Annotated in this window: 21 protein-coding genes and 3 pseudogenes; 13 read left to right on the top strand and 11 right to left on the bottom strand. The window is 69.2% G+C overall.

Annotation, left to right across the window (positions count from 1 at the left end; translation table 11 throughout):
• Positions 1–54 precede the first annotated feature (54 nt).
• The gene (locus AC0665_RS36910) at positions 55–1,275 is read left to right on the top strand and encodes a sensor histidine kinase (protein WP_478610902.1); all 1,221 of its coding nucleotides are present in this window, start codon (positions 55–57) and stop codon (positions 1,273–1,275) included.
• Positions 1,275–1,907, top strand: coding sequence for a LuxR C-terminal-related transcriptional regulator (locus AC0665_RS36905; RefSeq protein ID WP_478610996.1), 633 nt, complete (start codon positions 1,275–1,277; stop codon positions 1,905–1,907). The genes AC0665_RS36910 and AC0665_RS36905 overlap by 1 nt, the downstream gene beginning before the upstream one ends.
• Positions 1,908–2,521: 614 nt before the next feature.
• Here the strand turns inward: AC0665_RS36905 and AC0665_RS36900 are convergent.
• Both AC0665_RS36900 and AC0665_RS36895 read right to left on the bottom strand, forming a co-directional pair.
• The gene (locus AC0665_RS36900) at positions 2,522–3,028 is read right to left on the bottom strand and encodes a ribonuclease FAU-1 family protein (RefSeq protein ID WP_478706728.1); all 507 of its coding nucleotides are present in this window, start codon (positions 3,026–3,028) and stop codon (positions 2,522–2,524) included.
• A gap of 122 nt (positions 3,029–3,150) precedes the next feature.
• Complete coding sequence (locus AC0665_RS36895) at positions 3,151–3,366, bottom strand: hypothetical protein (RefSeq protein WP_478610896.1); 216 nt, start codon at positions 3,364–3,366, stop codon at positions 3,151–3,153.
• A 424-nt stretch (positions 3,367–3,790) separates the two neighbouring features.
• Here AC0665_RS36895 and AC0665_RS36890 point away from each other — a divergent pair.
• Positions 3,791–4,324: pseudogene (locus tag AC0665_RS36890) on the top strand (IS5 family transposase); the annotation flags it as partial.
• Here the strand turns inward: AC0665_RS36890 and AC0665_RS36885 are convergent.
• Positions 4,316–4,687 (bottom strand): winged helix-turn-helix transcriptional regulator, encoded by a 372-nt coding sequence (locus AC0665_RS36885; RefSeq protein WP_478706727.1) that lies wholly within the window; start codon positions 4,685–4,687, stop codon positions 4,316–4,318. The pseudogene AC0665_RS36890 and the gene AC0665_RS36885 sit on opposite strands and share 9 nt — an antisense overlap.
• 74 nt (positions 4,688–4,761) lie before the next feature.
• Here AC0665_RS36885 and AC0665_RS36880 point away from each other — a divergent pair, with 74 nt between their 5' ends.
• From AC0665_RS36880 to AC0665_RS36865, 4 genes are all read left to right on the top strand, one after another.
• The gene (locus AC0665_RS36880; protein ID WP_478610890.1) at positions 4,762–5,445 is read left to right on the top strand and encodes an NADPH-dependent F420 reductase; all 684 of its coding nucleotides are present in this window, start codon (positions 4,762–4,764) and stop codon (positions 5,443–5,445) included.
• 775 nt (positions 5,446–6,220) lie between these two features.
• Positions 6,221–6,883 carry a DedA family protein gene (locus tag AC0665_RS36875; RefSeq protein ID WP_478610887.1) on the top strand — a complete coding sequence of 221 codons (663 nt, stop codon included), beginning with the start codon at positions 6,221–6,223 and terminating at the stop codon, positions 6,881–6,883.
• Between the two features lie 92 nt (positions 6,884–6,975).
• Positions 6,976–8,199 carry a sensor histidine kinase gene (locus AC0665_RS36870; protein ID WP_478706726.1) on the top strand — a complete coding sequence of 408 codons (1,224 nt, stop codon included), beginning with the start codon at positions 6,976–6,978 and terminating at the stop codon, positions 8,197–8,199.
• Entirely contained in the window at positions 8,190–8,834 is a 645-nt protein-coding gene (locus AC0665_RS36865) for a response regulator (protein WP_478610881.1), read from the top strand. The genes AC0665_RS36870 and AC0665_RS36865 overlap by 10 nt, the downstream gene beginning before the upstream one ends.
• Positions 8,835–9,029: 195 nt before the next feature.
• Here the strand turns inward: AC0665_RS36865 and AC0665_RS36860 are convergent, their stop codons facing one another.
• On the bottom strand, positions 9,030–9,245 hold the full coding sequence (locus tag AC0665_RS36860; RefSeq protein ID WP_478706725.1) for a hypothetical protein: 216 nt from the start codon (positions 9,243–9,245) through the stop codon (positions 9,030–9,032).
• A 379-nt stretch (positions 9,246–9,624) separates the two neighbouring features.
• On the opposite strand from AC0665_RS36860, the gene AC0665_RS36855 reads away from it, so the two are divergent.
• Positions 9,625–9,825, top strand: coding sequence for an ATP-dependent DNA ligase (locus AC0665_RS36855; protein WP_478706724.1), 201 nt, complete (start codon positions 9,625–9,627; stop codon positions 9,823–9,825).
• A gap of 226 nt (positions 9,826–10,051) precedes the next feature.
• Here the strand turns inward: AC0665_RS36855 and AC0665_RS36850 are convergent, their stop codons facing one another.
• Together AC0665_RS36850 and AC0665_RS36845 are read right to left on the bottom strand one after the other, a co-directional pair.
• Positions 10,052–10,489, bottom strand: a complete 438-nt coding sequence (locus AC0665_RS36850; RefSeq protein ID WP_478706723.1) for an RHS repeat-associated core domain-containing protein — start codon at positions 10,487–10,489, stop codon at positions 10,052–10,054.
• 304 nt (positions 10,490–10,793) lie between these two features.
• Entirely contained in the window at positions 10,794–11,153 is a 360-nt protein-coding gene (locus AC0665_RS36845; protein WP_478706722.1) for a MerR family transcriptional regulator, read from the bottom strand.
• A gap of 59 nt (positions 11,154–11,212) precedes the next feature.
• Here AC0665_RS36845 and AC0665_RS36840 point away from each other — a divergent pair, with 59 nt between their 5' ends.
• From AC0665_RS36840 to uppS, 4 genes and pseudogenes are all read left to right on the top strand, one after another.
• Positions 11,213–11,542 (top strand): putative quinol monooxygenase, encoded by a 330-nt coding sequence (locus AC0665_RS36840; RefSeq protein WP_478610871.1) that lies wholly within the window; start codon positions 11,213–11,215, stop codon positions 11,540–11,542.
• A 292-nt stretch (positions 11,543–11,834) separates the two neighbouring features.
• A pseudogene (locus tag AC0665_RS36835) lies at positions 11,835–12,159 on the top strand (GmrSD restriction endonuclease domain-containing protein); the annotation flags it as partial.
• A 144-nt stretch (positions 12,160–12,303) separates the two neighbouring features.
• A pseudogene (locus AC0665_RS36830) lies at positions 12,304–12,546 on the top strand (squalene/phytoene synthase family protein); the annotation flags it as partial.
• Between the two features lie 112 nt (positions 12,547–12,658).
• Complete coding sequence (gene uppS / locus AC0665_RS36825) at positions 12,659–13,570, top strand: polyprenyl diphosphate synthase (RefSeq protein ID WP_478706733.1); 912 nt, start codon at positions 12,659–12,661, stop codon at positions 13,568–13,570.
• A 340-nt stretch (positions 13,571–13,910) separates the two neighbouring features.
• Here the strand turns inward: uppS and AC0665_RS36820 are convergent, their stop codons facing one another.
• The 3 genes from AC0665_RS36820 to AC0665_RS36810 form a co-directional block, all read right to left on the bottom strand.
• Complete coding sequence (locus AC0665_RS36820) at positions 13,911–15,464, bottom strand: alpha/beta hydrolase (RefSeq protein WP_478706721.1); 1,554 nt, start codon at positions 15,462–15,464, stop codon at positions 13,911–13,913.
• Between the two features lie 186 nt (positions 15,465–15,650).
• A complete protein-coding gene (locus AC0665_RS36815; RefSeq protein WP_478610862.1) occupies positions 15,651–15,797 on the bottom strand; it encodes a hypothetical protein in 147 nt (48 codons plus the stop codon).
• A gap of 715 nt (positions 15,798–16,512) precedes the next feature.
• Complete coding sequence (locus tag AC0665_RS36810) at positions 16,513–17,826, bottom strand: glycoside hydrolase family 43 protein (RefSeq protein WP_478610859.1); 1,314 nt, start codon at positions 17,824–17,826, stop codon at positions 16,513–16,515.
• Positions 17,827–17,854: 28 nt separating this feature from the next.
• On the opposite strand from AC0665_RS36810, the gene AC0665_RS36805 reads away from it, so the two are divergent.
• Positions 17,855–17,995, top strand: coding sequence for a hypothetical protein (locus AC0665_RS36805; protein WP_478610856.1), 141 nt, complete (start codon positions 17,855–17,857; stop codon positions 17,993–17,995).
• A gap of 144 nt (positions 17,996–18,139) precedes the next feature.
• Here AC0665_RS36805 and AC0665_RS36800 read toward each other — a convergent pair whose 3' ends face one another.
• The gene (locus AC0665_RS36800; RefSeq protein WP_478610853.1) at positions 18,140–18,340 is read right to left on the bottom strand and encodes a hypothetical protein; all 201 of its coding nucleotides are present in this window, start codon (positions 18,338–18,340) and stop codon (positions 18,140–18,142) included.
• Between the two features lie 20 nt (positions 18,341–18,360).
• Complete coding sequence (locus AC0665_RS36795) at positions 18,361–18,774, bottom strand: hypothetical protein (RefSeq protein WP_478706720.1); 414 nt, start codon at positions 18,772–18,774, stop codon at positions 18,361–18,363.
• Positions 18,775–18,927 lie beyond the last annotated feature (153 nt).

The following is an 18,927-nucleotide window of genomic DNA, read 5'->3' as shown; positions in this document are numbered from 1 at the left end:
GAGGTAGAGGCAGCTCTACCCCCAAATCCCTTTCCACGCAGTTACGTTGATCGCATGCAACCCACAACAGCCTGGCAGGCCATGGCTCAGCGTCCCCTGAGCTTCCTGACCTCGAGCTGGCCCTGGCGGTCGCTGGCCTATCTGAGCGGAGGCGTCGTGGTCGGCGCCGCCGCGGTGCTGGTCTTGACCCTGGGCCTGGCCGCGGGGCTCGCCCTGCTGGTCGTGCTGATCGGCGTCGCGCCGCTGGTCGGCATGGTGCTGGTGTCCACGCTGGTGGCCCGGGTGGAGCGCCGCCGACTGCGCCTGGTGGACCTGGACCACCTGTCCGACCCGCACCGGGCCCCCGACGGCCCCGGCCTGCGCGCCTGGACGGCCACCCGGCTCAAGGAGCAGGTGACATGGCGGGAGCTGATGTTCACGCTGCTGTCGGCGGCGGCCCTGTGGTGGATGGACCTGATGGTCCTCGCGTTCTCCTTCGGCATCCCCGCCACCACCTTCGCCTCGACCGGCCGCGAGACCTGGCCGTGGACGGTGTTCGGCGCGGTCGTGCTGCTCGCCTCGCCGTACACGGTGACGTCCTGGGCCGGGGCGCGGGCCGCCATGGCCCGCACCTTCCTCGCGCCCCGCGACAAGGAGCTCGGTGAGGAACTGCGCGCGGTGCGCGCCTCGCAGTCGCGGCTGCTCGACGCCTTCGACGCCGAGCGGGTGCGCATCGAGCGCGACCTGCACGACGGGGCGCAGCAGCGGCTCGTCTCGCTCGGGATGACCCTCGGGCTGATGCGCCTGGAGGTCCCGGAGGGCTCCGCGCAGGCAGAGCTGCTGACCCAAGCCGAGGTCCAGCTGTCCACCGCCCACCAGGAGTTGCGGGCTCTGATCCGGGGACTCAACCCGCCCGTTCTCGCCGACCACGGGCTGGTCGCGGCGATCGAGGACTACGCCGGCCGGTTCCCGATCCCGGTGAACGTGGATCTGCGACTGCCCGAACGGCTGCCCAGAAAGCTGGAAACGACGATGTACTACCTGATCAACGAGGCCATGACGAACATCGCCAAACACAGTGGAGCCACCAGCGCCCAGGTACGCGGGCGCTACCATTCCGATCTGTTGATCCTCGATATCACGGACGACGGTCACGGTGGGGTCGATCCCGAAGCGGGCAGCGGCGTGACCGGGCTCGCGGACCGGGTCACGGCGCTCGACGGCCGGATGCGGGTGTCGAGTCCGGCCGGGGGTCCCACCCTGCTGCATGTGGAGGTTCCGTGTCGCTTCGCCTGATCGTGGCCGAGGACGCCGTCCTATTGCGCGAAGGGCTGGTCGGGCTGCTGCAACGGGTTGGCCACGAGGTGGTGGCGGCCGTCGGGGACGCCGACGCCCTGGTGGCGGCGGTGCGGGTCGACCGGCCGGACCTGATCGTCACCGACGTCCGCATGCCGCCGTCGCTCAGCGACGACGGGATGCGCTCGGCGGTCGCGCTGCGCGAGGAGTTCCCGGGCCTGCCCGTGCTCGTCCTCAGCCAGTACGTCGAGCGCTCCTACGCGCTGCGCCTGCTCGACTCGGGCGGCGGGGCCGGGGTGGGTTATCTACTCAAGGAACGGGTGAGCGCGGTCGTGGACTTCGTGTCCGCGATCGAGCGGGTGGCAGCCGGCGGCACCGTGGTGGACCCGGAGGTGATCACCCAGCTGGTGCGGCTGCGCCAGGATCCGCTGGAGCGGCTGAGCCCGCGGGAGCGCGAGGTGCTCGCGCTGATCGCGGAGGGCCGCACCAACGCCAGTCTCGCCAAGCATCTGTTCATCAGCGAGGCCGCCGTGAACAAGCACATCGGCAACATCTTCAACAAGCTGGACCTGCCGGTGGACACAGAGGGCCACCGCCGGGTCCTCGCGGTCCTCGCCTTCCTGCGGGCATGACGGCGCGGCTTCGTCCTCCCGGGTCAGGGGAGGACGCGGCCGCGGTCCGCGACGCGGGAGACGGTCAGTCGGACATGGCGACCAGGATGCGGCGGGTGCCCTCGAAGGGGCGGGGGTCGGTGCACCCGCCACAGCAGCGAAAGCCAGCCGCTGCCCGCCGGGCATGACGCGTTGCCCCGTACCGTCGACTTCAGTGACGCCCAGCCCCGCTCTGCGCCGCAGCGCGGAGACCGCGGCACCGATCACAGCTCCTGGGGCAAGCGCCCACATCACGGCGGCCCAGCCAGCCGACCAGTAGAGCCTTCCCTCGGCTATCGCGCGGGAAAAAGAGGTGGCACCCCCTTGGACGGCGGGCCCACGGGTGCTGGCCTGCGGGAACGGGCGGTGTCCGGTTTGGGGGGCTCCCACCTCCGGTCACACCTTCGGTCCTCCGCTGGAGGCAACCGTCCAGCCAACGGTTCAGCCACCCGTCGGTGCAACCCCCTCCATGCCCTGCGCCGGGCGCGGCAGCCGAGGGACGGCCCAGTCCAGGACGTCCACGAGGCGGCGTCGGCGAAAGGGCCGGAGCGCTCGGCGAGCATCGCGAGGACCTGGTCGCGTGCGGCGTCCACGGCCTAGTGTTCGGTGTCGGTGACGATGCCGAGCCGCCGCACGTGTGCGTACTCGTCTTGGTCCTTCCACTCCCAGCGGGTGAGGTCGGGGTCGACGACCAGGTCCACGGTGCGGTCGAAGGTGTCGAAGCCGTTTGTCATACGGCGGGTGGGGGGCTCGAAGTTCACGTACCAGTTCCGCAGCCCCGCGTTCGTGTAGAAGGCGTTGACGCTGAACCAGGCCGTCGGCGGCTTCCACAGCAGCAGCTCGGTCTCCTGCCACACTGCGTCCGCGAGCTCCCACACGCCGGTCGCCATTACGTCGAACGCCTCCGTGCGCACCGATCGGTCGCCGTCGGTTCGGGCCTTGACGTACAGGGCTGGCCAGCGGGTCTCGGCTCCCGGCGAGCAGGCGGCTACCAGTGCCTCGCTCGTGTCGGCGACGACGCGCAGCGCGTGCTCGCTCCACACCCGGCCCGTACGGTGCACGTCGCGCCGTACGACCGTCTGTCCCGCCTTGAAGCTGTCCACCGGCTCCTCCTTCGCCGCGGCCGGGTCTCAGCGCGCGGTCTCCAGCCCAGCGCCGAGTTGGCGGCCTGGGCAAGCCCTCGTTGGGGGGAGGCTTACCCAGGGTCGCCTACGGCTTGCCCGGGTCAGGTCCGCCGGCGGAACATGCCGCGGCGGGGCTTGCCCGGCTCCTGGCCGTCGGCCTCCGGCTCCGGCGCAGCGGCCTGGCGCCGGGCGGCTTCCTCGGTATCGCTGGTGCCGAAAACACGGCTGCTGTGCTGAAGGACCGCGGCTTCCACCTGGCCGGGTGAGTTGAGGGTGGACCAGGAGTTCGCGCGGAAGGGTGCCCAGGTGATCCACATGAAGTGGTCGCTGAGGTGGTGCTGGGTCTAACGCATAGCTGGAGTTTCTCAACATCAGTGCGCGGCCGTGCGGAGGCCGGGCTTCTCCTGTACTTGGGGTCAGTGGGGAATCCCCAGTGGCGCCTCGTTGGGTGGGGAGGTGACTGGCCTCCATCGTCCCACCGTCGGGTGGTGCGGATCGGGGACACCGTCTGTAGGCCCGCCCAGCCCTGGACGCCCACCGTCCACGCGTTGCTGCGGCACCTGGAGAATGTGGGGTTTGCCTATGCGCCCCGACCGCTGGGAATCGACGAGGAGGGTCGCGAGGTCCTTACCTACATCCACGGTGACTCCGGAGCGTCGGGCTGGGCCAAGGTCGTGGACGACCCCGGCCTGAGCAATTTCGCCCGACTTCTGCGCGACTACCACGATGCCTGCGAGAGCTCTGCGCAGCGCGAACGCCCTGGACTTCTCCCGGGCGGCCGTCGACGGCTCCCACATCCGGGCGCTAAAAGGGGATCCAAGACCGGACGAAGCCCCGTTGACCGGGGCAGGACGGGCGGCAAGCATCATCTGATCACCGACGCCACCGGCATCCCGCTGGCCGCCACCTTGACCGGCGGCAACCGCAACGACGTCACCCAGCTGATTCCACTCCTCCAAGCCGTGCCGCCCGTGCGCGGCAAACGCGGCCGGCCTCGGCGCCGCCCGGACGTGGTGCTGGCCGACTGCGGCTACGATCACGACAAGTACCGGCGCTTGGTCTGGGATCTCGGCGTGAAGCCTCTGATCGCCCGCCGAGGTACCGAGCACGGCTCTGGGCTGGGCATCCAACGCTGGGTCGTCGAGCGCGCCTTTGCCCGTCTGCACTGGTTCCGCCGCCTGCGGATCCGTTGGGAGATCCGCAGGCGGCATCCACGAAGACCTCCTCACCCTCGGGTGCGCACTCATCTGCTGGAGACGTCTGCGCTCACTCTGAGGGGGACTCGGTGGCGGTGCATTCGGCTTCCTGGGCAGCCATGACCTCGTCGCCATGCTCGAAGGCCCATGCTCCGACAGCGTCGATGGGTGCCAGGAAACTCCGCCCCAGGGCAGTGAGTCGGTACTCAACGCGTGGTGGGGCTCCGGGGTGTGCCTGCCGGTCCACCAGTCCGTTGGACTGCAAGCGCCGCAGCGTCTCGGTGAGGACCTTGGAGCTGATCCCCCCGATCTGCTCGCGTAATTCGACCGGGCGTCTGGGGCCGTCGCGCAGCGCCCAGAGCACGACGGCGTTCCAGGTGTTGGACAGGAGGTCGAAAGCCAGGCGGGCACGGCAGTCGGCGAGGAAGGCGTGGGTCGTCACGTACCAAATGGTGCCTGACAGGCCCTCTAGCGTCGCTGGGAACGGTCCAAGCAGGTCGTGGGAGGAAATGCGTGATGAGAATCGGCGTACTGGGCACGGGGAACATGGCGGACGCGCTCGCCGCCCACTGGGTCCGGGCCGGGCACAATGTGGCCATCGGAGGACGGGACATGCACAAGGCGGAGCGGCTCGCGAAGCGTCTCGGGGGCAGCGCGAAGGCGGCCAGTCTGCGTGCGGCGGCCGAGTTCGGTCAGGTGGTACTGGCCGCGCTGCCCTTCGGCGCGGGGGCGAGCGTGGCGCGGGATCTCCGGGCGGTCCTGGACGGCAAGGTACTGATCGACTGCTCGAACCCGGTCGGTCCGGGCTTCCTGCTACTGACACAGGGCGGCCTCTCGGCTGCACAGCAACTGGCCGCGGCGGCACCGAGAACTCATGTAGTCAAGGCGTTCAATCTCTGCCATGAGGACGTGTGGCGCATGTCGCCGCCCGTCTTCGACGGGCGACCACTGGCCGTTCCGGTCTGCGGAGACGACGAAACGGCTCTCGCTTTTGTGCACCAGTTGGTGCGGCATGTCGGCTGCGAGCCTGTGGCCGGCGGCGGTCTCGAACGAGCGGGACTCCTGGAAGCTACCGCCGCGCTCTTCATCGGGCTATGGGTCGGCGAGGGAGCCGATGCCCAAGCCATCGCACCCCCGTTGGCCTATGCCGCCGGACCGAGACACGAGGAACCAGAAGACGCCGAAAAGGCTTTTCGTTAGGAATTCTAAGTGGATCACCCGGGCAGCTTCCTGCACGAGGAACGCCCGCGGGTGCGGCGCACCGGGCGCGCGCGAGAGTGCCAAACATCGTCGGGTGGTGCGCCGCGGGATGCGGTGGCGGACATCGCGGTGCGCACCACGTGGCGTGCATCGTCATCCGGCGCACCGGAGTGGAGTCCACCCGAGTCGTGCGATGGCCCGGAGTTCAGCGGAACTGAACAGCATCAGGCTGAACTTCGGTCGCCTCTGGGGCTGAGCAGGTGGTGAAGGCGGGAGTTCCCACGAGGGCGCTGCGCGGTTCACAGCTCGGGGACAGTCGAAGGGAGCCCGTACTCGGCTCGTGAGCGTCAGAGAAGGGGAGTTGAGATCGTGCAATATGCGCCTTTCTTGAGGATGTCTGGTCAGCGGGGTTGTCTCTGGTGGCTGTGTACGCAAGAACGGGCTCTGGCCGACTTCACGTGCCGGGTACGCAGCGCGACTGTTGATCTTTGTGTGAGTGTGTGAGGCCGCTTGAAAACCGTCCCAAGCCGTGTGGTGTGGGTCTCTTGCAAGGGGGCCGGGACGTGACCCAGCCTGCATACGCACACGGCGATGGGTCCTGATCCCATCTGGCACAGTGCCCGGTCCGTAGGGGTGCGGTTTTCCGCAGGGTGAGTAGTGCGGAAAACACCACCGGACCGGACGGCAATCCGCATACCGCCGCTGAGCTGCGATTTCTAGCTTGGAGGGCAGTCGGGGTGCCTGCCCCTGCCGACCCGCCAGCTGGGAGACTCGCATGCACTTCATGTCCTTGGCTCTGCCGAATGAACCCGCCGACGGCATCGCGGGCTGGGCCGCCAATCTCGTCGACACCCTGGGCGGTCCCGGAGCCGGCCTGGCCATCGCGCTGGAAAACCTCTTCCCACCGCTGCCGAGCGAGGTGATCCTGCCGCTAACCGGGTTCGCCGCCGGGCAGGGAGTTCTCACCCTGGCTTCAGCGCTGTTCTGGACCACGCTCGGCTCGGTGGCAGGAGCCGTGGTCCTCTACTGGATCGGCATGCTCTTCGGCCGTGAACGCATGCACGCGATCTGGGCGAAGCTGCCACTGGTGAAGGCTTCCGACCTGGAGCGCACGGAGCAGTGGTTCGTGGAGCACGGAACCAAGGCGGTCTTCCTCGGCCGCATGGTGCCGATCTTCCGCAGCCTCATCTCCGTCCCCGCCGGGGTGGAGCGCATGCCCCTGCCCGTGTTCGTCATGCTGACCACGCTCGGCAGCCTGATCTGGAACTCCGTCCTGGTGATGGCCGGTTACTGGCTGGGCGAGCAGTGGGAGGTGGTGGAGACCTACGTCGGGATCCTCTCCAAGGCGGTGCTGGTCCTGGTGGTCGTCGCCTTTGCGGGCTACGTGGCCGTACGGCTGCGCGGCCGCAACCAGGCCCAGCACCGCCGCACTTCCTGACCTACCGCAGGCAGGCTCGCACAGTGGCCCCGCCCAGCGCACAGCCGGAGCGATCTTGCTCCGGCTGTGCAGCCCCACTAGGCTCTCCCCTCGTGCAGGGGGATTCCGCAGGCGGCACCGCCGATCACCTGCCGCGCTTATCGGTCCAGGACGACTCCGGCGAGGGCAACGATGCAGCGGTCCTGCCAGCATCCTGGTCGCGTCGGAGCGTCGGTACGTTCCTCGGCTGCGTCACGGCCTTGCTCGGCTTCCTCTACTTCCTCGTCGTAGGCACCGCCCTCGGCCCCTTCCTGCTGTGGCCACTCACCCGGGCCAGTGCCCTCGGCATCCTCATGACCGGAGCCCGTCGGCTGACGACCCTGGAGCGGATCCGCCGGGCCGTCTTCTTCGGCGACCGCTTCCTCGAGCATTACAAGGCATCCGACCAGAAGATGCTTCGCTATCTCGCGGTCCGCAGCTACACGGGACTGCTGGGCGGCGTCGTGCTAGGGCTGCTGGGCTTCGGCTTCGTCCTGGCGGGGCTGCTCGTGAGGGGAATAGCCCAGGGAACCGTCCTTTGGGACGAGTTGTTGATGCAGGTGCTCCTCGGCAGTGTGCTGCTCTTCCTCGACGTCCAGGGGCTTCACTCACTTGCAACCCTGGACGCGCGCATCGCCCGAGAGTGTTTCGGCCCCTCCGAACGGGAACTGCTGGAGCGGCGAATCCATGAACTGGCCGCCAGCCGGGCAGCGGTCGTGCAGGCGGTAGATGCCGAACGCCGCCGCATCGAGCGGGACCTCCACGACGGAATCCAGCAGCGGCTGGTGGCGCTGGGCATGCTGCTCGGCCGGGCACGCAGGGGACGCAGTCCTGAGCAAGCAGACGCCCTGCTGCGCCAGGCGCACGAGGAGTCCCGGGACATCCTCGCGGAACTGCGCCAAGTGACCTGGCGGGTCTATCCCTCGGCGTTGGACAGTTTGGGGCTCAAGGAAGCGCTGGGCGGAGTGTCCGATCGGTGCAGCATCCCCGTCCGTACGGAGTTCGACGTTGGTGAGCCACTCCCGCAACCGGTGGAAACCGCAGCGTACTTCGTGGTGTCGGAATCCGTGACCAACGCGGCCAAGCACTCCAGTGCCACGGCCGTCTCCGTGCGGGTGGTGCTCCGCAGCAGAGTGCTCACGGTGCAGGTCCAGGACAACGGCAAGGGCGGCGCGAACCCTGCGGGCAGCGGGCTGAGCGGACTGCGCAGCAGGACTGCCGCGCTCGATGGCATCCTGCGCATCGACAGCCCTGAAGGGGGACCCACCACCATTACCGCGGAGCTGCCATGCACCTGATGATCGCCGAGGACTCGACACTGCTGCGCGAGGGGCTGGTCCGGCTTCTCGTCGAGGAGGGACACGAGGTCCTGGGCGCATTCGGCGACGCCGAGCCCCTGCTGGAGGAGATGGCCTTGCGGCAACCCGACATCGTCGTTCTCGACATCCGGATGCCTCCGGCGCACACCGACGAGGGACTGCGCGCAGCGCTGGAGATCCGCGAGCGGTGGCCAGAGGTCGGCGTGCTGGTGCTGTCTCAGCACATCGAGCGCAACTATGCAGTGCAACTGCTGGCCTCAAATGCAGAACGGGTGGGCTACCTCCTCAAGGACCGCGTTGCTCAGGTGGAGGAGTTCCTGGACGCGTTGGAACGCATCCAGGCGGGGGGCGCTGCCATCGACCCCGAGGTGGTGCGGCAGCTGGTCATCCGCACGACGCACGCAGATCCGCTGACCCGTCTCACGCCCCGCGAACGCAGCGTTCTCGAGACTCTGGCCCAGGGGCATACCAACACGGCGATCGCGCAGAAGCTGCACATCTCGCTGAGCTCGGTGGAGAAGAACCTCAACGCAATTTTCGACAAGCTGGAGTTGTCCCATACCACCGGTTACAGCCGGCGGATCCTGGCGGTCCTGAGGTATCTGAAGTCGTAGGGACGGCCGATCGCAGGTCACGCGCACTCCTCGCCTGGACCGCCTCCTGCTCCCTGGTTCAGCCTTCGCGCGGCAATTGCCGTGGTGACGCCTGTTGAAGCGACAGACGGAGCATTCGGCACCCAGAACCTTCACCACACATGCTTGATCGTTTGTCCTGGGCAGTGACCAGCCCTGGGGATTGAGCCAGGGGCGCTACTCGCGTCCATGGCCATTCTGGTCCTGTTCGAGGAGGGAGCGCGCCGCGTCCGCGTAGCGGATGGCGGAGCCAGCGCTGATACCGAAGACGGCGGCCAGGTGAAGCGGGTCGGGCCCGCGGCTGAGGGCTTCTTCCAGCCAGCGGTCCGCGCGGAGACGGTCAAGGGTGGCGTTGTGTCCGCGGAACAGGTTGGAAAGGAAGTAGCGCTTCAAGCGGCGCTGTCACGTTGTTGGGCGCGCCTGACAGGGTGTTGCGGCGTGGTGGGGCCCGGTTCCGGGCTGTGCTCAGGCCGTGGTGGGCAGGCCGGCGACGCCGGTGATCTGCTACCAGATGGTGAAGCGGACGGTCATCTCGGCTCGGTAGTCGTGGGCGGGCATCAGGCGGCGTCGGGGCAACGTGACAGGGCCCGGCCCAACAGCCCAGCCACACGCGCCACTTAACCCGCGCGAGCGGCCTCCGCGCGCCTCGTAGTCACCCCGACCACCACCCCCATGCGCAGGCACCTGGAGGCAGGCCGGGATGGATCCGGCTGCTCCAGCCCCGGCACTCTAGGGCGCGTCATCCTCACGTGGGAGGCGAAACGATCAACCCTTGCTGTATTCGTTCTCCGCCGGGTGGGGCAGCCGGGAGACGCTGACCGTCACGCTGGTAGAACCCGAACTGGTGGTGGAAGTCCGCGTCGACGTCGCCCGCGACGCCTCCGGCCGGTGGCGCCACCCCGCACGCTGGCACCGAGCCCGCCCCAACCTCTCCCCCGCCGACGTCCCCCGCCTGACGTCACCGCCGCACTGACGACGGCCGGGCGCGGCGGCCCCGCCGACGCGCAACCGGCTGAGCGCGCCCCGATCCCCGGCTGCGTCCGCGCCGCCCATCCCGCCCTCCCTCATCCTCAACTCCAGCCAGGGCATGGTCGAAGGGGGTCGCAACGGGGATGTCAGCGGCCCGACCACGCCGTACGCACGTGGTGACCTGGGCAGACTCCGGGGCGCTGTGGAGGCCGAGCCCAGACCGACCAGCGCTACTCCGGCCACAACGCATCCGATACCTGTCGAGCAGACCGCGGCCGTGGCTGCCACGCCGAGAACACCCCCAGCAAACGATCCGAGACCTTCGCCGATGTCAGGCCATCCGAACAGTCCGGACGGGTCGGTGTTGTTGATGGGTCGCCGCTGGCGTAGAGGTAGGGGTTCGCCTCTTGCCCCGACGGGTCCGGTTGGGTGAAGCGGCCGAGGGACGGGTCGTAGTAGCGGTGGCCATCTTGTAGAGGCCTGTGGGGTCGAGGTAGGCGCCGGTGTAGCGGTGGGGCTGGGGGGGCTGCCTCGGTGGTGGTGCCGCGGGGCAGGCCGGTGGGGCCGTAGGCGTAGGTGTGGGTGCGCTTGCCCGTGTCGTCGACCAGGCCGAGGACGTTGCCGGTGGCGTCGGTGAGGTAGTAGTAGGAGTTCCCCCCAGTCGTCATGGAGTTCAAGGTGCCCGCCGGTTCGCGGATGAATCCGGTGTCGACGCCGTTGGTGGTCGTAGAGGCCAGACCGAGCGCGGTGTGGTGGAACCAGGTCGAACCTGGTCTGGGAATGCGATGTGGTGTCGTTCATAGGAGTTGGCCTTCACGGAAGCCGACCCTCGGTTTTGCAGGGGAAATGGGGGATGGCCTCTGTGCAGACTGAAGCCCTTGGCCGGGACGGCGGCCCAGAGGTTGTATGAGCCTCCGCGTTGTCGCGGCGAGAGATCGACGTCATCGCGGATGCGCGGTAGTGGTGGCGGTCTTACCTGAGTGCCGGCTCGCGGGCTTGGGTAGCGGAGATGAGCCCGGCCAGAGAGGTGCGGGTTTCCGACAGTGCGCAGATCCGTTCGTCCAGACTTTGAAGGTGTTCTTGAAGGGTCTCCAGCTTGCATCCGGCGACCGTGCCGTCCTGGCGAACGCACGGCAGCAGGTCGCGGATGACCCGCGTTGGCAGGCCGGCGTCCAACAGCGCGCGAATACGACGAACCACGGCAGGGGCGCTGTCGTTGTAGCGGCGGTGGCCGCTGTCGAGGCGGTAGGACTCCAGGAGGCCTTGCTCCTCGTAGTAGCGCAGCAGTCGGACTGAGGTGTCCGTCGCGGCGGCGAGCTCACCGATCTTCATGTGGTGCTCCTCACAACCCCTTGAACCTCACATTAATGTGAGATCTTAGCTTGAGGGGCATGACGAACAGAGATCGCCCCATCGCCCTCTACGGTTTCCTGCGGCCCAGGCCGGAGCGCGCGGACGAGGTCCGGCGCACCCTCTCCTCTTTCGTGGAACCGACCCGGAAAGAGCCTGGCAACCTGCAGTACCACCTTCACGAGCACGAGGACGGCCGCTTCTTCCTATACGAGGTCTGGCGTTCGCAGGAAGACCTGGACCGGCACAACGCGACGCCCCCGCTGCGCGCCTTCCTGGAAAACCTGTCGACTTTTCTGGAAGAAGCCCCTGAGGGCTACTTCGACACCATGCTCAGTCCGTACCCCGACACCGAACCGGCTCCCGCCTGAGGGGATGCCAGCGGCCCCCGCCCGGCCGAGCGCTCCTCCCTCGCCAGCGACGCCGGGCCGGGGCGTTCGTCTGACTTTCCCGCCCCTGCGGGTGAACCCCGCCCTGACGACGGCGTGTCCATGCTCTACCCCCCCACTACGAAGATCCCCGTGTGTCGGATCTCCCCGTAGAGGTGACCGTGCGTATTCTCGCCGCCTTCGCCGCCAGCGCAGCCCTGGCCACATTCATCGGCCCCGCCCACGCCGCTGACCCCGGCACCACCAGCACCCTGCCCGTACGGTCGCTGCTCCCGATGCGGCCGTCATCGCCCCCGAGCGGACCGGCCGCTGCACCCTGACCGGCGGCACCTGGTACAGCCCCTACGACCACGTCCATGTCGACGGCGCCCGCGGCCTGGACATCGACCACCTGGTCCCCTCGCCGAAGCCTGGGACTCCGGCGCCGGGCGATGGACCGCCGATGAGCGCCAGGCGTACGCCAACGACTTGGAGGACACGCGCGCTCTCATCGCCGTCACCGCGAAGTCGAACCGGTGCAAGGCTGGCCAAGACCTGCCACCTGGCAGCCTCCCGCCGAGGCCTACCGCTGCCGGTACTTCACCGACTGGGTGGAGGTATGGGGCGGCATGCCAGGCCGGCGCGCGCACCCGCACCGCCAAGCAGCCATGGCGCCCCCAGGTGACACGGTCAGGCAGAGGGGCGCCGCCTGGTGCCGCCGCCGCTGCCGTTAGACCGCCGCCGACGCCGTCTATCTCACCGACAGCCTCGTCGATCTCTCCGACGACCTGGACCGCGACCACGTACCGCTGCCACAGGAAGCCCTGGACGAGGCCGGGGTGCGCCGCGGGGACCTGCTGGCCCGGCGTGCCACCCCTGCGTTCGAGGACATGGTGCGCCGCCTGGCCGAGCGGGCCCGTACATGGCTGGACGCGACCCCGCTGCCGCGCGGGTTGCACCCAGCGGTCAGCATCGCGTTCGACACCTACACCGACCTGTACCGGCTGCGCCTGAAGGCGGCGGCCGACGCCCGGCCGCACTGCTGCACCGCCGCCCGGCACTGCCACGCGGCGCTCGGCTGCGCCTGCTGCTGCCCGCCCGCGCGAAGGCCGCGCTGGCCTGGGGCCTGTTCCCCTTCCCCATCCAGCCGGGGCCGCTGCCGCACCCCGTACCGGCCGGCGCGCCCGAACAGCCTGGCCTGGCCGGGGAAGTCCGCCGGCTCGCCGCCCAGCGCAGCCCGATCGTCCCTCCGACACCCCATCCGTCCGGCGCCCGCCCGCCCAAGCTGCCCCCCGAGGCCATGCCCCGTCACGTTGCGATCGTCATGGACGGCACGGCCGCTGGGCCACCAGCCGCGGCCTGCCGCGCAGCGACGGTCATCGGGCCGGTGGCGAGGCACTGGTCGACGTCGTCCACGGTGCTCTGGAGATCGGTCTGACTCACCTGACTGTGTACGCCTTCTCCACCGAGAACTGGAAACGCCCGGCCGACGAACTGAGCGCGTTGATGGACGGGATTCCCGAGGGCCTGCGCCGCTTGGCGAACACCGCGCCACTGGACGTCCGCGTGCGCTGGGCCGGAGTGCGCGGGCGTCTGCCGGCCGGCGTCATCGAGGCTCTCACCGACGCCGAGCGCGCCACCCGCGATCACACCGGACTGACCCTAACCCTGTGCGTCAACTACGGCGGCCGCGCCGAGATCGCGACAGCGGCAGCGAAACTCGCCCGGGACGCGGTCGGCGGGCGGGTCGACCCGGGCTCGGTCTCCGAGCACGCCTTCGCTCGCTACCTGCACGTCCCGGAACTGCCCGACGTCGACCTGCTGCTGCGCACCGGAGGCGACCAGCGCACCTCCAACTTCCTTCCCTGGCAAGCCACCTACGCCGAGTTGCTGTTCCTCGTCACGCCCTGGCCCGACGTGGACCGCCGCGACCTGTGGCACGCGATGGAACAGTACGCCCGCCGCACCCGCCGCTACGGCTCACTCCCCCGCATCCCCGCCCAGCCCACCAGCTGGACCGGCCCGCGCTGACCTCCGGACGGTCACGCGGTACCCCGCGGAGCTCCCCCAACCACCGGTGATCAGCAACGGTTTGCTCACTACGAGCAGGCCCGTTCGCTCCCGCTCCCGCGGGCGTCGTTCGAGTGGTAGGCCTTTCCCTGTCCGTCCAGCGCCACCGCAGAGGTGGAGGTTCCCAATCCCCCGGAAATGATGTCGCGTTGCGTCTTCGTCTGCAGGTCGACCTCGCGCAGCTTCCCGTCGAAGGACGTGACGTACGCCCGGTCTCGGACCGGGCGGTGTGGCAGTCCACGCCCAGCGCTCTGCGAGCGAACCGGTGTGCTGATGGCCGCCCGGAGGATCCGTACGGGCCTCAGGACATGGTGCCCCGGCACACCGTTCCCGTGGCTGGGGTGCGGCCCGTGCGGAGGTACTGGTTGACGGCCTCCGTGACGCAGCGGTTCTGCGGGTATGTGCCGTGGCCCTCCTCCTGGGCCGTCAGGAGCACGCCGACACCGTCGCCCAGGGCGCGGGCCATGTTGCGGGCGCCGGGATACGGGGTGGTCGGGTCGCCGGTGCCGCCGACCACCAGGACGGGGGCAGCGCCGTCGGCGTTCACCTCAGGCGTGAGGCGCTCGCCGTCGAACGGCCAGTCGTAACAGAGGTAGACGCCGGTGGACCAGGCCGCACCGAAGACGGGCGAGGCGGCCTTGACGCGGTTCTCGTCCCGGTCGAGGCGTTCGAGGTCGGGGCGCAGGCTGGAGTCCGCGCAGGTGATCGCGGTCTGGGCGACGCGGCTGTTGTCGGGCGGGGTCGCCGCGCGGTCGGCGGAACCCATGTCGGCCGCGCCGCGGCTCAGCGGACCGCCGTCGTTGTGGTCGATCAGCGCGGTGAGGGCCTTGGCGAGCGGCGGCCAGCCGTCCGTGCCGAGGACGAGATGGTCGCTGATGCTGTGCGCGAGGTCGTCGGCGTCCAGGTTCCTTCCGCCGCCGGCCGGGGCGGGCTTTTTCTCCAGGCGGTCGGCCAGGCGCGCCATGCGTCGCGCGGCCTCCTCGGGCCCGTCGCCGGTCGGGCAGTGGCGGATACGGGCCGCGCAGTGCGCAGCGAACCGGTCGAACGCCGCCTGGACTGCCTTGACCTGCGACACCTGCTCCTCGCTGAGGTCCTCGGTCGGATCGACGGGCGCCTCGAGGACGAGCCGCCCGACGTGCGACGGGTACAGGTGGGCGTAGACCGCGCCGAGCGCCGTTCCGTACGAGACCCCGAAGTAGTGCAGCCGCTCGTCGCCGAGGAGGTAGCGCATCAGGTCGAGGTCGCGCGCGGTGTGCGAGGTGCCGATGTACGGGAGGAGCGCCCCGGAGTGCTCGGCGCAGGCGTCGGTCCCGTCGTAACCGGTGTCGTCCGCGGTCTTTCCGCAGCGCACGGGGATGGTCGCGCCAACGCCACGCGGGTCGAAGGAGACCAGGTCGTAGCGGTCGAGGAGCGGCTTGTACTGGTTGAGCCGTTCGGGCAATCCGCTCACGCCGGACACGCCGGGGCCACCGAAGTTGAGGACGAGCGAGCCGATGCGCCGGGCGTTCGGGCCGGTGGCCTTGCGCCGGATCAGGGCGACGTCGATCGTCCTGCCATCTGGTTTTCGGTAGTCGAGGGGGGTCTTCATGACGGCGCAGTCGTAGCCGGTGCGCGCGGTGGGCGGCGAGGTGCAGCGGGACCAGTTCAGGTGCTGGCCGGTGGTGAGTGCGGTGGGCAGACCGGCGGGCGGGTTGTGTGCGGTGAACTCCGTACGCGGCTCCGTACTCCGGCCGGGAGCGTCGTGCTGGAGCCAGGCGCCGACGGCCCCGATCGCGACGAGGACGACCCCGGCGATGATCAGCGCACCGGCCGAAAGGCCCGGTCTGTGGCTTCGTATCGGATGTGCGTCACTCATCGAAATCCCCGCGCTCCCGCCCCCGGACGCCCGCCCCGTGCTCGCCTGCCGTGTTCGTGATCGTCCGATCGTCGAATGAGTGCAGAGTACAAGCCGTCCCGCCGCAGGCGCGGCGCGGGCGTACTCGAGGAGGGAGTTGATGACGTCGGCGGCCACCTTGGAGGTGAGGATCGCGCTCGCCTTCCATCACGCGGCGCAGTTGCACGAGGTCGGTCTTCTGTTTGGCGGGCGGGGCTGGTGGATGCCGTCCTTGCGGTACCGGATCACCGCCACGTTGTCCTCGCTCCACTCCAGCGCCCGCTCGGTCGCCTGCTCGTTCGTGGCCTCGGTCACCCGCCGGGTCTCCTTCATCCCCCAGCGCCCATAACAGGTCGATCGTCGGCTGCGGCCGGAAGGTGAAGTCGACGCCCGTGACCGTCACCTGGCGTCCGAGGGCGCCGGCTTTGAACGTCTTCTTCGGGGGGGCGGCCTTGGCGAGTGGTCGGCCTCGATCTGGTCCGCGTGCGGGTGCCGGCTGCGCTCGCCGAACAGGTTGTGCAGCTGTGCCTCGGTGACCTCCTGCCTCGGCGTCAGTCCGAGCACGGCAAGTCCCCGCCCATCCATCGCCCGGCCGGGACCCGGCTTGCTCTCGGGCCTCGCGCAGTGGCGTGCGGGCCGGGCGGCGGCCGTCGCCGACGACGGTCTGGCTCAGGTGGTAGCGGTACATCTGACCAGCTCGGAGGACCCTGATTTCCACTGTCATGCAGACCATGCCACACGGCTCTGACCTGCGGGAAAAGGGCCGGTCAGCGGGACGTCCCGCCAGGCGGGAGCAGCGGCCGAACTTCCTTCTCAGGTGCCCGCCGGGCGGGAAGCGGCCCCGAGCCGGAAGCGAATGTCATCGCTCTCCGGCAGCCCTCGCATCACGCCCCGGACGGCACCGACCAGCACCGACGAAGCAGGAAGCCACGGATTCCCGTCCGTTGCTGTGTCATGTAGCGGCACGGCAACGGACGGGAAGGCCGGAACTCTCGGGCTTCAGCCCGAGGAGCAACTCAACGCGGAGCGGTTACGCGGCGCGGGTGAACTGCCACCAGTTGACATTGAACAAGAAGCCGCTGCCGCCGCTGAACGTCAGGTAGAGGTCGTGGGTTCCCGTCACGCCGCTGACTGGGCAGGTCACCGTCCTCCAGGCCTGCCAGCCACCGGTGTTCGGCACACCGCACCGGCCCGCGATCGGCCCGCTCGGACTGTCCAGGCGCACTTCGAGGGTGCCGCCGCTGGTGGCCGAGGCGACGCGCGCGGCGAAGGAGGAGGCGCCGGCCCCGAAGGCCACTCCCTTGACCTTGGTGTAGTCGCCGTTCTCGATCCAGCCGACGTTCATTCCGCCGTCACTGGACCATTCGGTCTCGATCCCGGAACCCCAGGCGATCGTCTCGGCCTCCTGGCGGACGTACGGATCGAGTGTGCCGGCCTGCGGGGCACCCGTGCTCGTCATGTTGATCGTCGGAATGGTGCCGTCGGCGTTGTAGGAGAACTTCTCCACCGCGACCGAGCGGGTGAAGCCGCCGCCGCCCGGGAGGGCGCCGTTGTGGTAGAAGAAGTACGAACCGCCCTTGAAGTCCACGATGCCCGGGTGGTTGGTGAAGCTGCTGCCCTGGGCGGGCATGACTGTTCCACGGTAGGTCCAGGGTCCGGTCGGGCTGGGTGCCGTGGAGTAGGCGATGAACTCCTGGCAGCATCTGGCCGCGTACACCATGTAGTACAGACCGTTCCGCTTGTAGGCCCACGGCCCTTCTTCGTACAGCGTGGGACGGTTGGCGTCACCGGTGCGGGTGCCGAATCCCGCGGTGGTGAGCGGAATCTTGGTGGGGCTGCCCGAGTAGGAGGTCATGTCGGCGTTCAGCTTGACATACCACAGGTTGGGGTTGCCCCAGTAGAGGTAGGCCTGGCCGTCGTCGTCGATGAAGACGGTCGGGTCGAACTCGGTGTTCTCCAGCAGCGGGTGGCCGAGGGCGTCCCGGAACGGTCCGGTGGGGCTGTCCGCCACCGCCACGCCGATGGCGAATGCGCCGGTCGCCCGGACCGTCACCGGCACGTACCAGTAGAACTTGCCGTTCCGTTCGATGGCCTGGCCCGCCCACGCGTTGGCGCCCGCCCAGCTGAAGGTGTTCAGGCTGAGCGGTGAGCCGTGGTCGGTCCAGTTGACCATGTCGGCGGAGGAATACACCCGCCAGTCTTTCATCACGAAGGAGGAAGTGGAGCCGTCCTCGTCGTGCCCGGTGTAGAGGTAGACCCGCCCGTTGTGCACCAGCGGGGCCGGGTCGGCGGTGTAGATGTTCTGCACGATCGGGTTGTCGGCCCTGGCCGGCGTGGGATGCACCGCGGCAGGAAGGACGGCGAACGCCAACATGAGGATCAGCACCCAGGTTGCCCGGGCGAGCCTCGTACCGGTGGCGGGCGATCTCACTGCGGTCGTGGGAGCCGTTGGCCTGTGGACGTCGGTACTGGACATGGTGTGGTCCTTCCTGGCGCTGCGGGTCGGGGACTGAGCAGCCGGTCAGATGCGGGGGGGGGGAGGGATGTTGCTGCGCTCGGGGTGTGGTCAGCGGCGTACCGTGCGTTGCGGACAAAGCCGCCGCGTGTCTGCGTGGCGTAGTTGCAAAGCAAAGGGCGAAGCGGTAGCCCATGACGAGCTACCTGGTGCCGCCCATGGTGAACTCGGGCTCCAGGCGGGTGAAGTGGGTGCCGTCGGTGCTGTGGAGAAGGTTCACGGACGGGAGGCGCCCGGGGCGGATGTCGGCGGCCGCGCGCAGCCGGATGCGACCGTCCGTGACGTTGGCGCTCGCGACTTCGGCGCCGGTGCGGGTGCCGGTGATGTTCCAATTGCTCTCCATGGTCCGGCCGTTGACCATCACTACCGTGTTGTGCCGCCGTCTCGTTCGATGCCGACCCACGCGCAGAGGTCGCGCAGCAGGGCGAGTGCGGCCCGGTCGCCGTCGGGCATCGTCGCGTGGTCCAGGTGGGTGGTGGCGGTGGGGGTGCGCCTCTGATTCCGGTCGGTGGGGGTGTTGCGGGCCCAGTACAGGTCGTTGGCGATCGTCGCGGTGCGCAGGGTCAGGCCGTTGCTGCCGGACCACTTGCCGTTGTGCGAATGGTGGTTCCATTCCCACTCGGTTTCAGGGTCGTTCCGTCGAAGGTGGCGACGCCGGCCAGGGGGCTGACCTGGCGAGGTGGGGGCGGCAGGACGGGGCTGGGATTCGGCGTGTCCCTGGCACTGTCTGCGAGTTGGGCGACGGGCCGGCCGCGCCAGGCCTGACAGCCGGAGCACGGTCGGGCGGCACAGGCGGGGGCGTGGGCATGGTGCGGGTGACGTCACACGAAGCTCCAGGAGGCGATCGGGGCTTGCCGCACTCATGCCGGGTGCACCCTTCCGAGTCCGGCATTCGGCGTGTGGGAGCGAGTCTTACTGGGACGGATGATG

The sequence above is a fragment of the Streptomyces sp. NPDC043685 genome, from assembly GCF_056436585.1.
This window is presented reverse-complemented; position numbering and strand designations above follow the sequence as displayed.

Excerpts from the sequence above, each read along its gene's own strand:
- AC0665_RS36845 (WP_478706722.1), bottom strand. The coding sequence starts at position 11,153 with ATGAAGATCGGTGAGCTCGCCGCCGCGACGGACACCTCAGTCCGACTG.
- AC0665_RS36875 (WP_478610887.1), top strand. The coding sequence starts at position 6,221 with ATGCACTTCATGTCCTTGGCTCTGCCGAATGAACCCGCCGACGGCATC.
- AC0665_RS36820 (WP_478706721.1), bottom strand. The coding sequence starts at position 15,464 with ATGAGTGACGCACATCCGATACGAAGCCACAGACCGGGCCTTTCGGCC.
- AC0665_RS36850 (WP_478706723.1), bottom strand. The coding sequence starts at position 10,489 with ATGACGACTGGGGGGAACTCCTACTACTACCTCACCGACGCCACCGGC.
- AC0665_RS36800 (WP_478610853.1), bottom strand. The coding sequence starts at position 18,340 with ATGGAGAGCAATTGGAACATCACCGGCACCCGCACCGGCGCCGAAGTC.
- AC0665_RS36840 (WP_478610871.1), top strand. The coding sequence starts at position 11,213 with ATGACGAACAGAGATCGCCCCATCGCCCTCTACGGTTTCCTGCGGCCC.
- AC0665_RS36865 (WP_478610881.1), top strand. The coding sequence starts at position 8,190 with ATGCACCTGATGATCGCCGAGGACTCGACACTGCTGCGCGAGGGGCTG.
- AC0665_RS36895 (WP_478610896.1), bottom strand. The coding sequence starts at position 3,366 with ATGTGGATCACCTGGGCACCCTTCCGCGCGAACTCCTGGTCCACCCTC.
- AC0665_RS36805 (WP_478610856.1), top strand. The coding sequence starts at position 17,855 with ATGAGGATCAGCACCCAGGTTGCCCGGGCGAGCCTCGTACCGGTGGCG.
- AC0665_RS36910 (WP_478610902.1), top strand. The coding sequence starts at position 55 with ATGCAACCCACAACAGCCTGGCAGGCCATGGCTCAGCGTCCCCTGAGC.
- AC0665_RS36880 (WP_478610890.1), top strand. The coding sequence starts at position 4,762 with ATGAGAATCGGCGTACTGGGCACGGGGAACATGGCGGACGCGCTCGCC.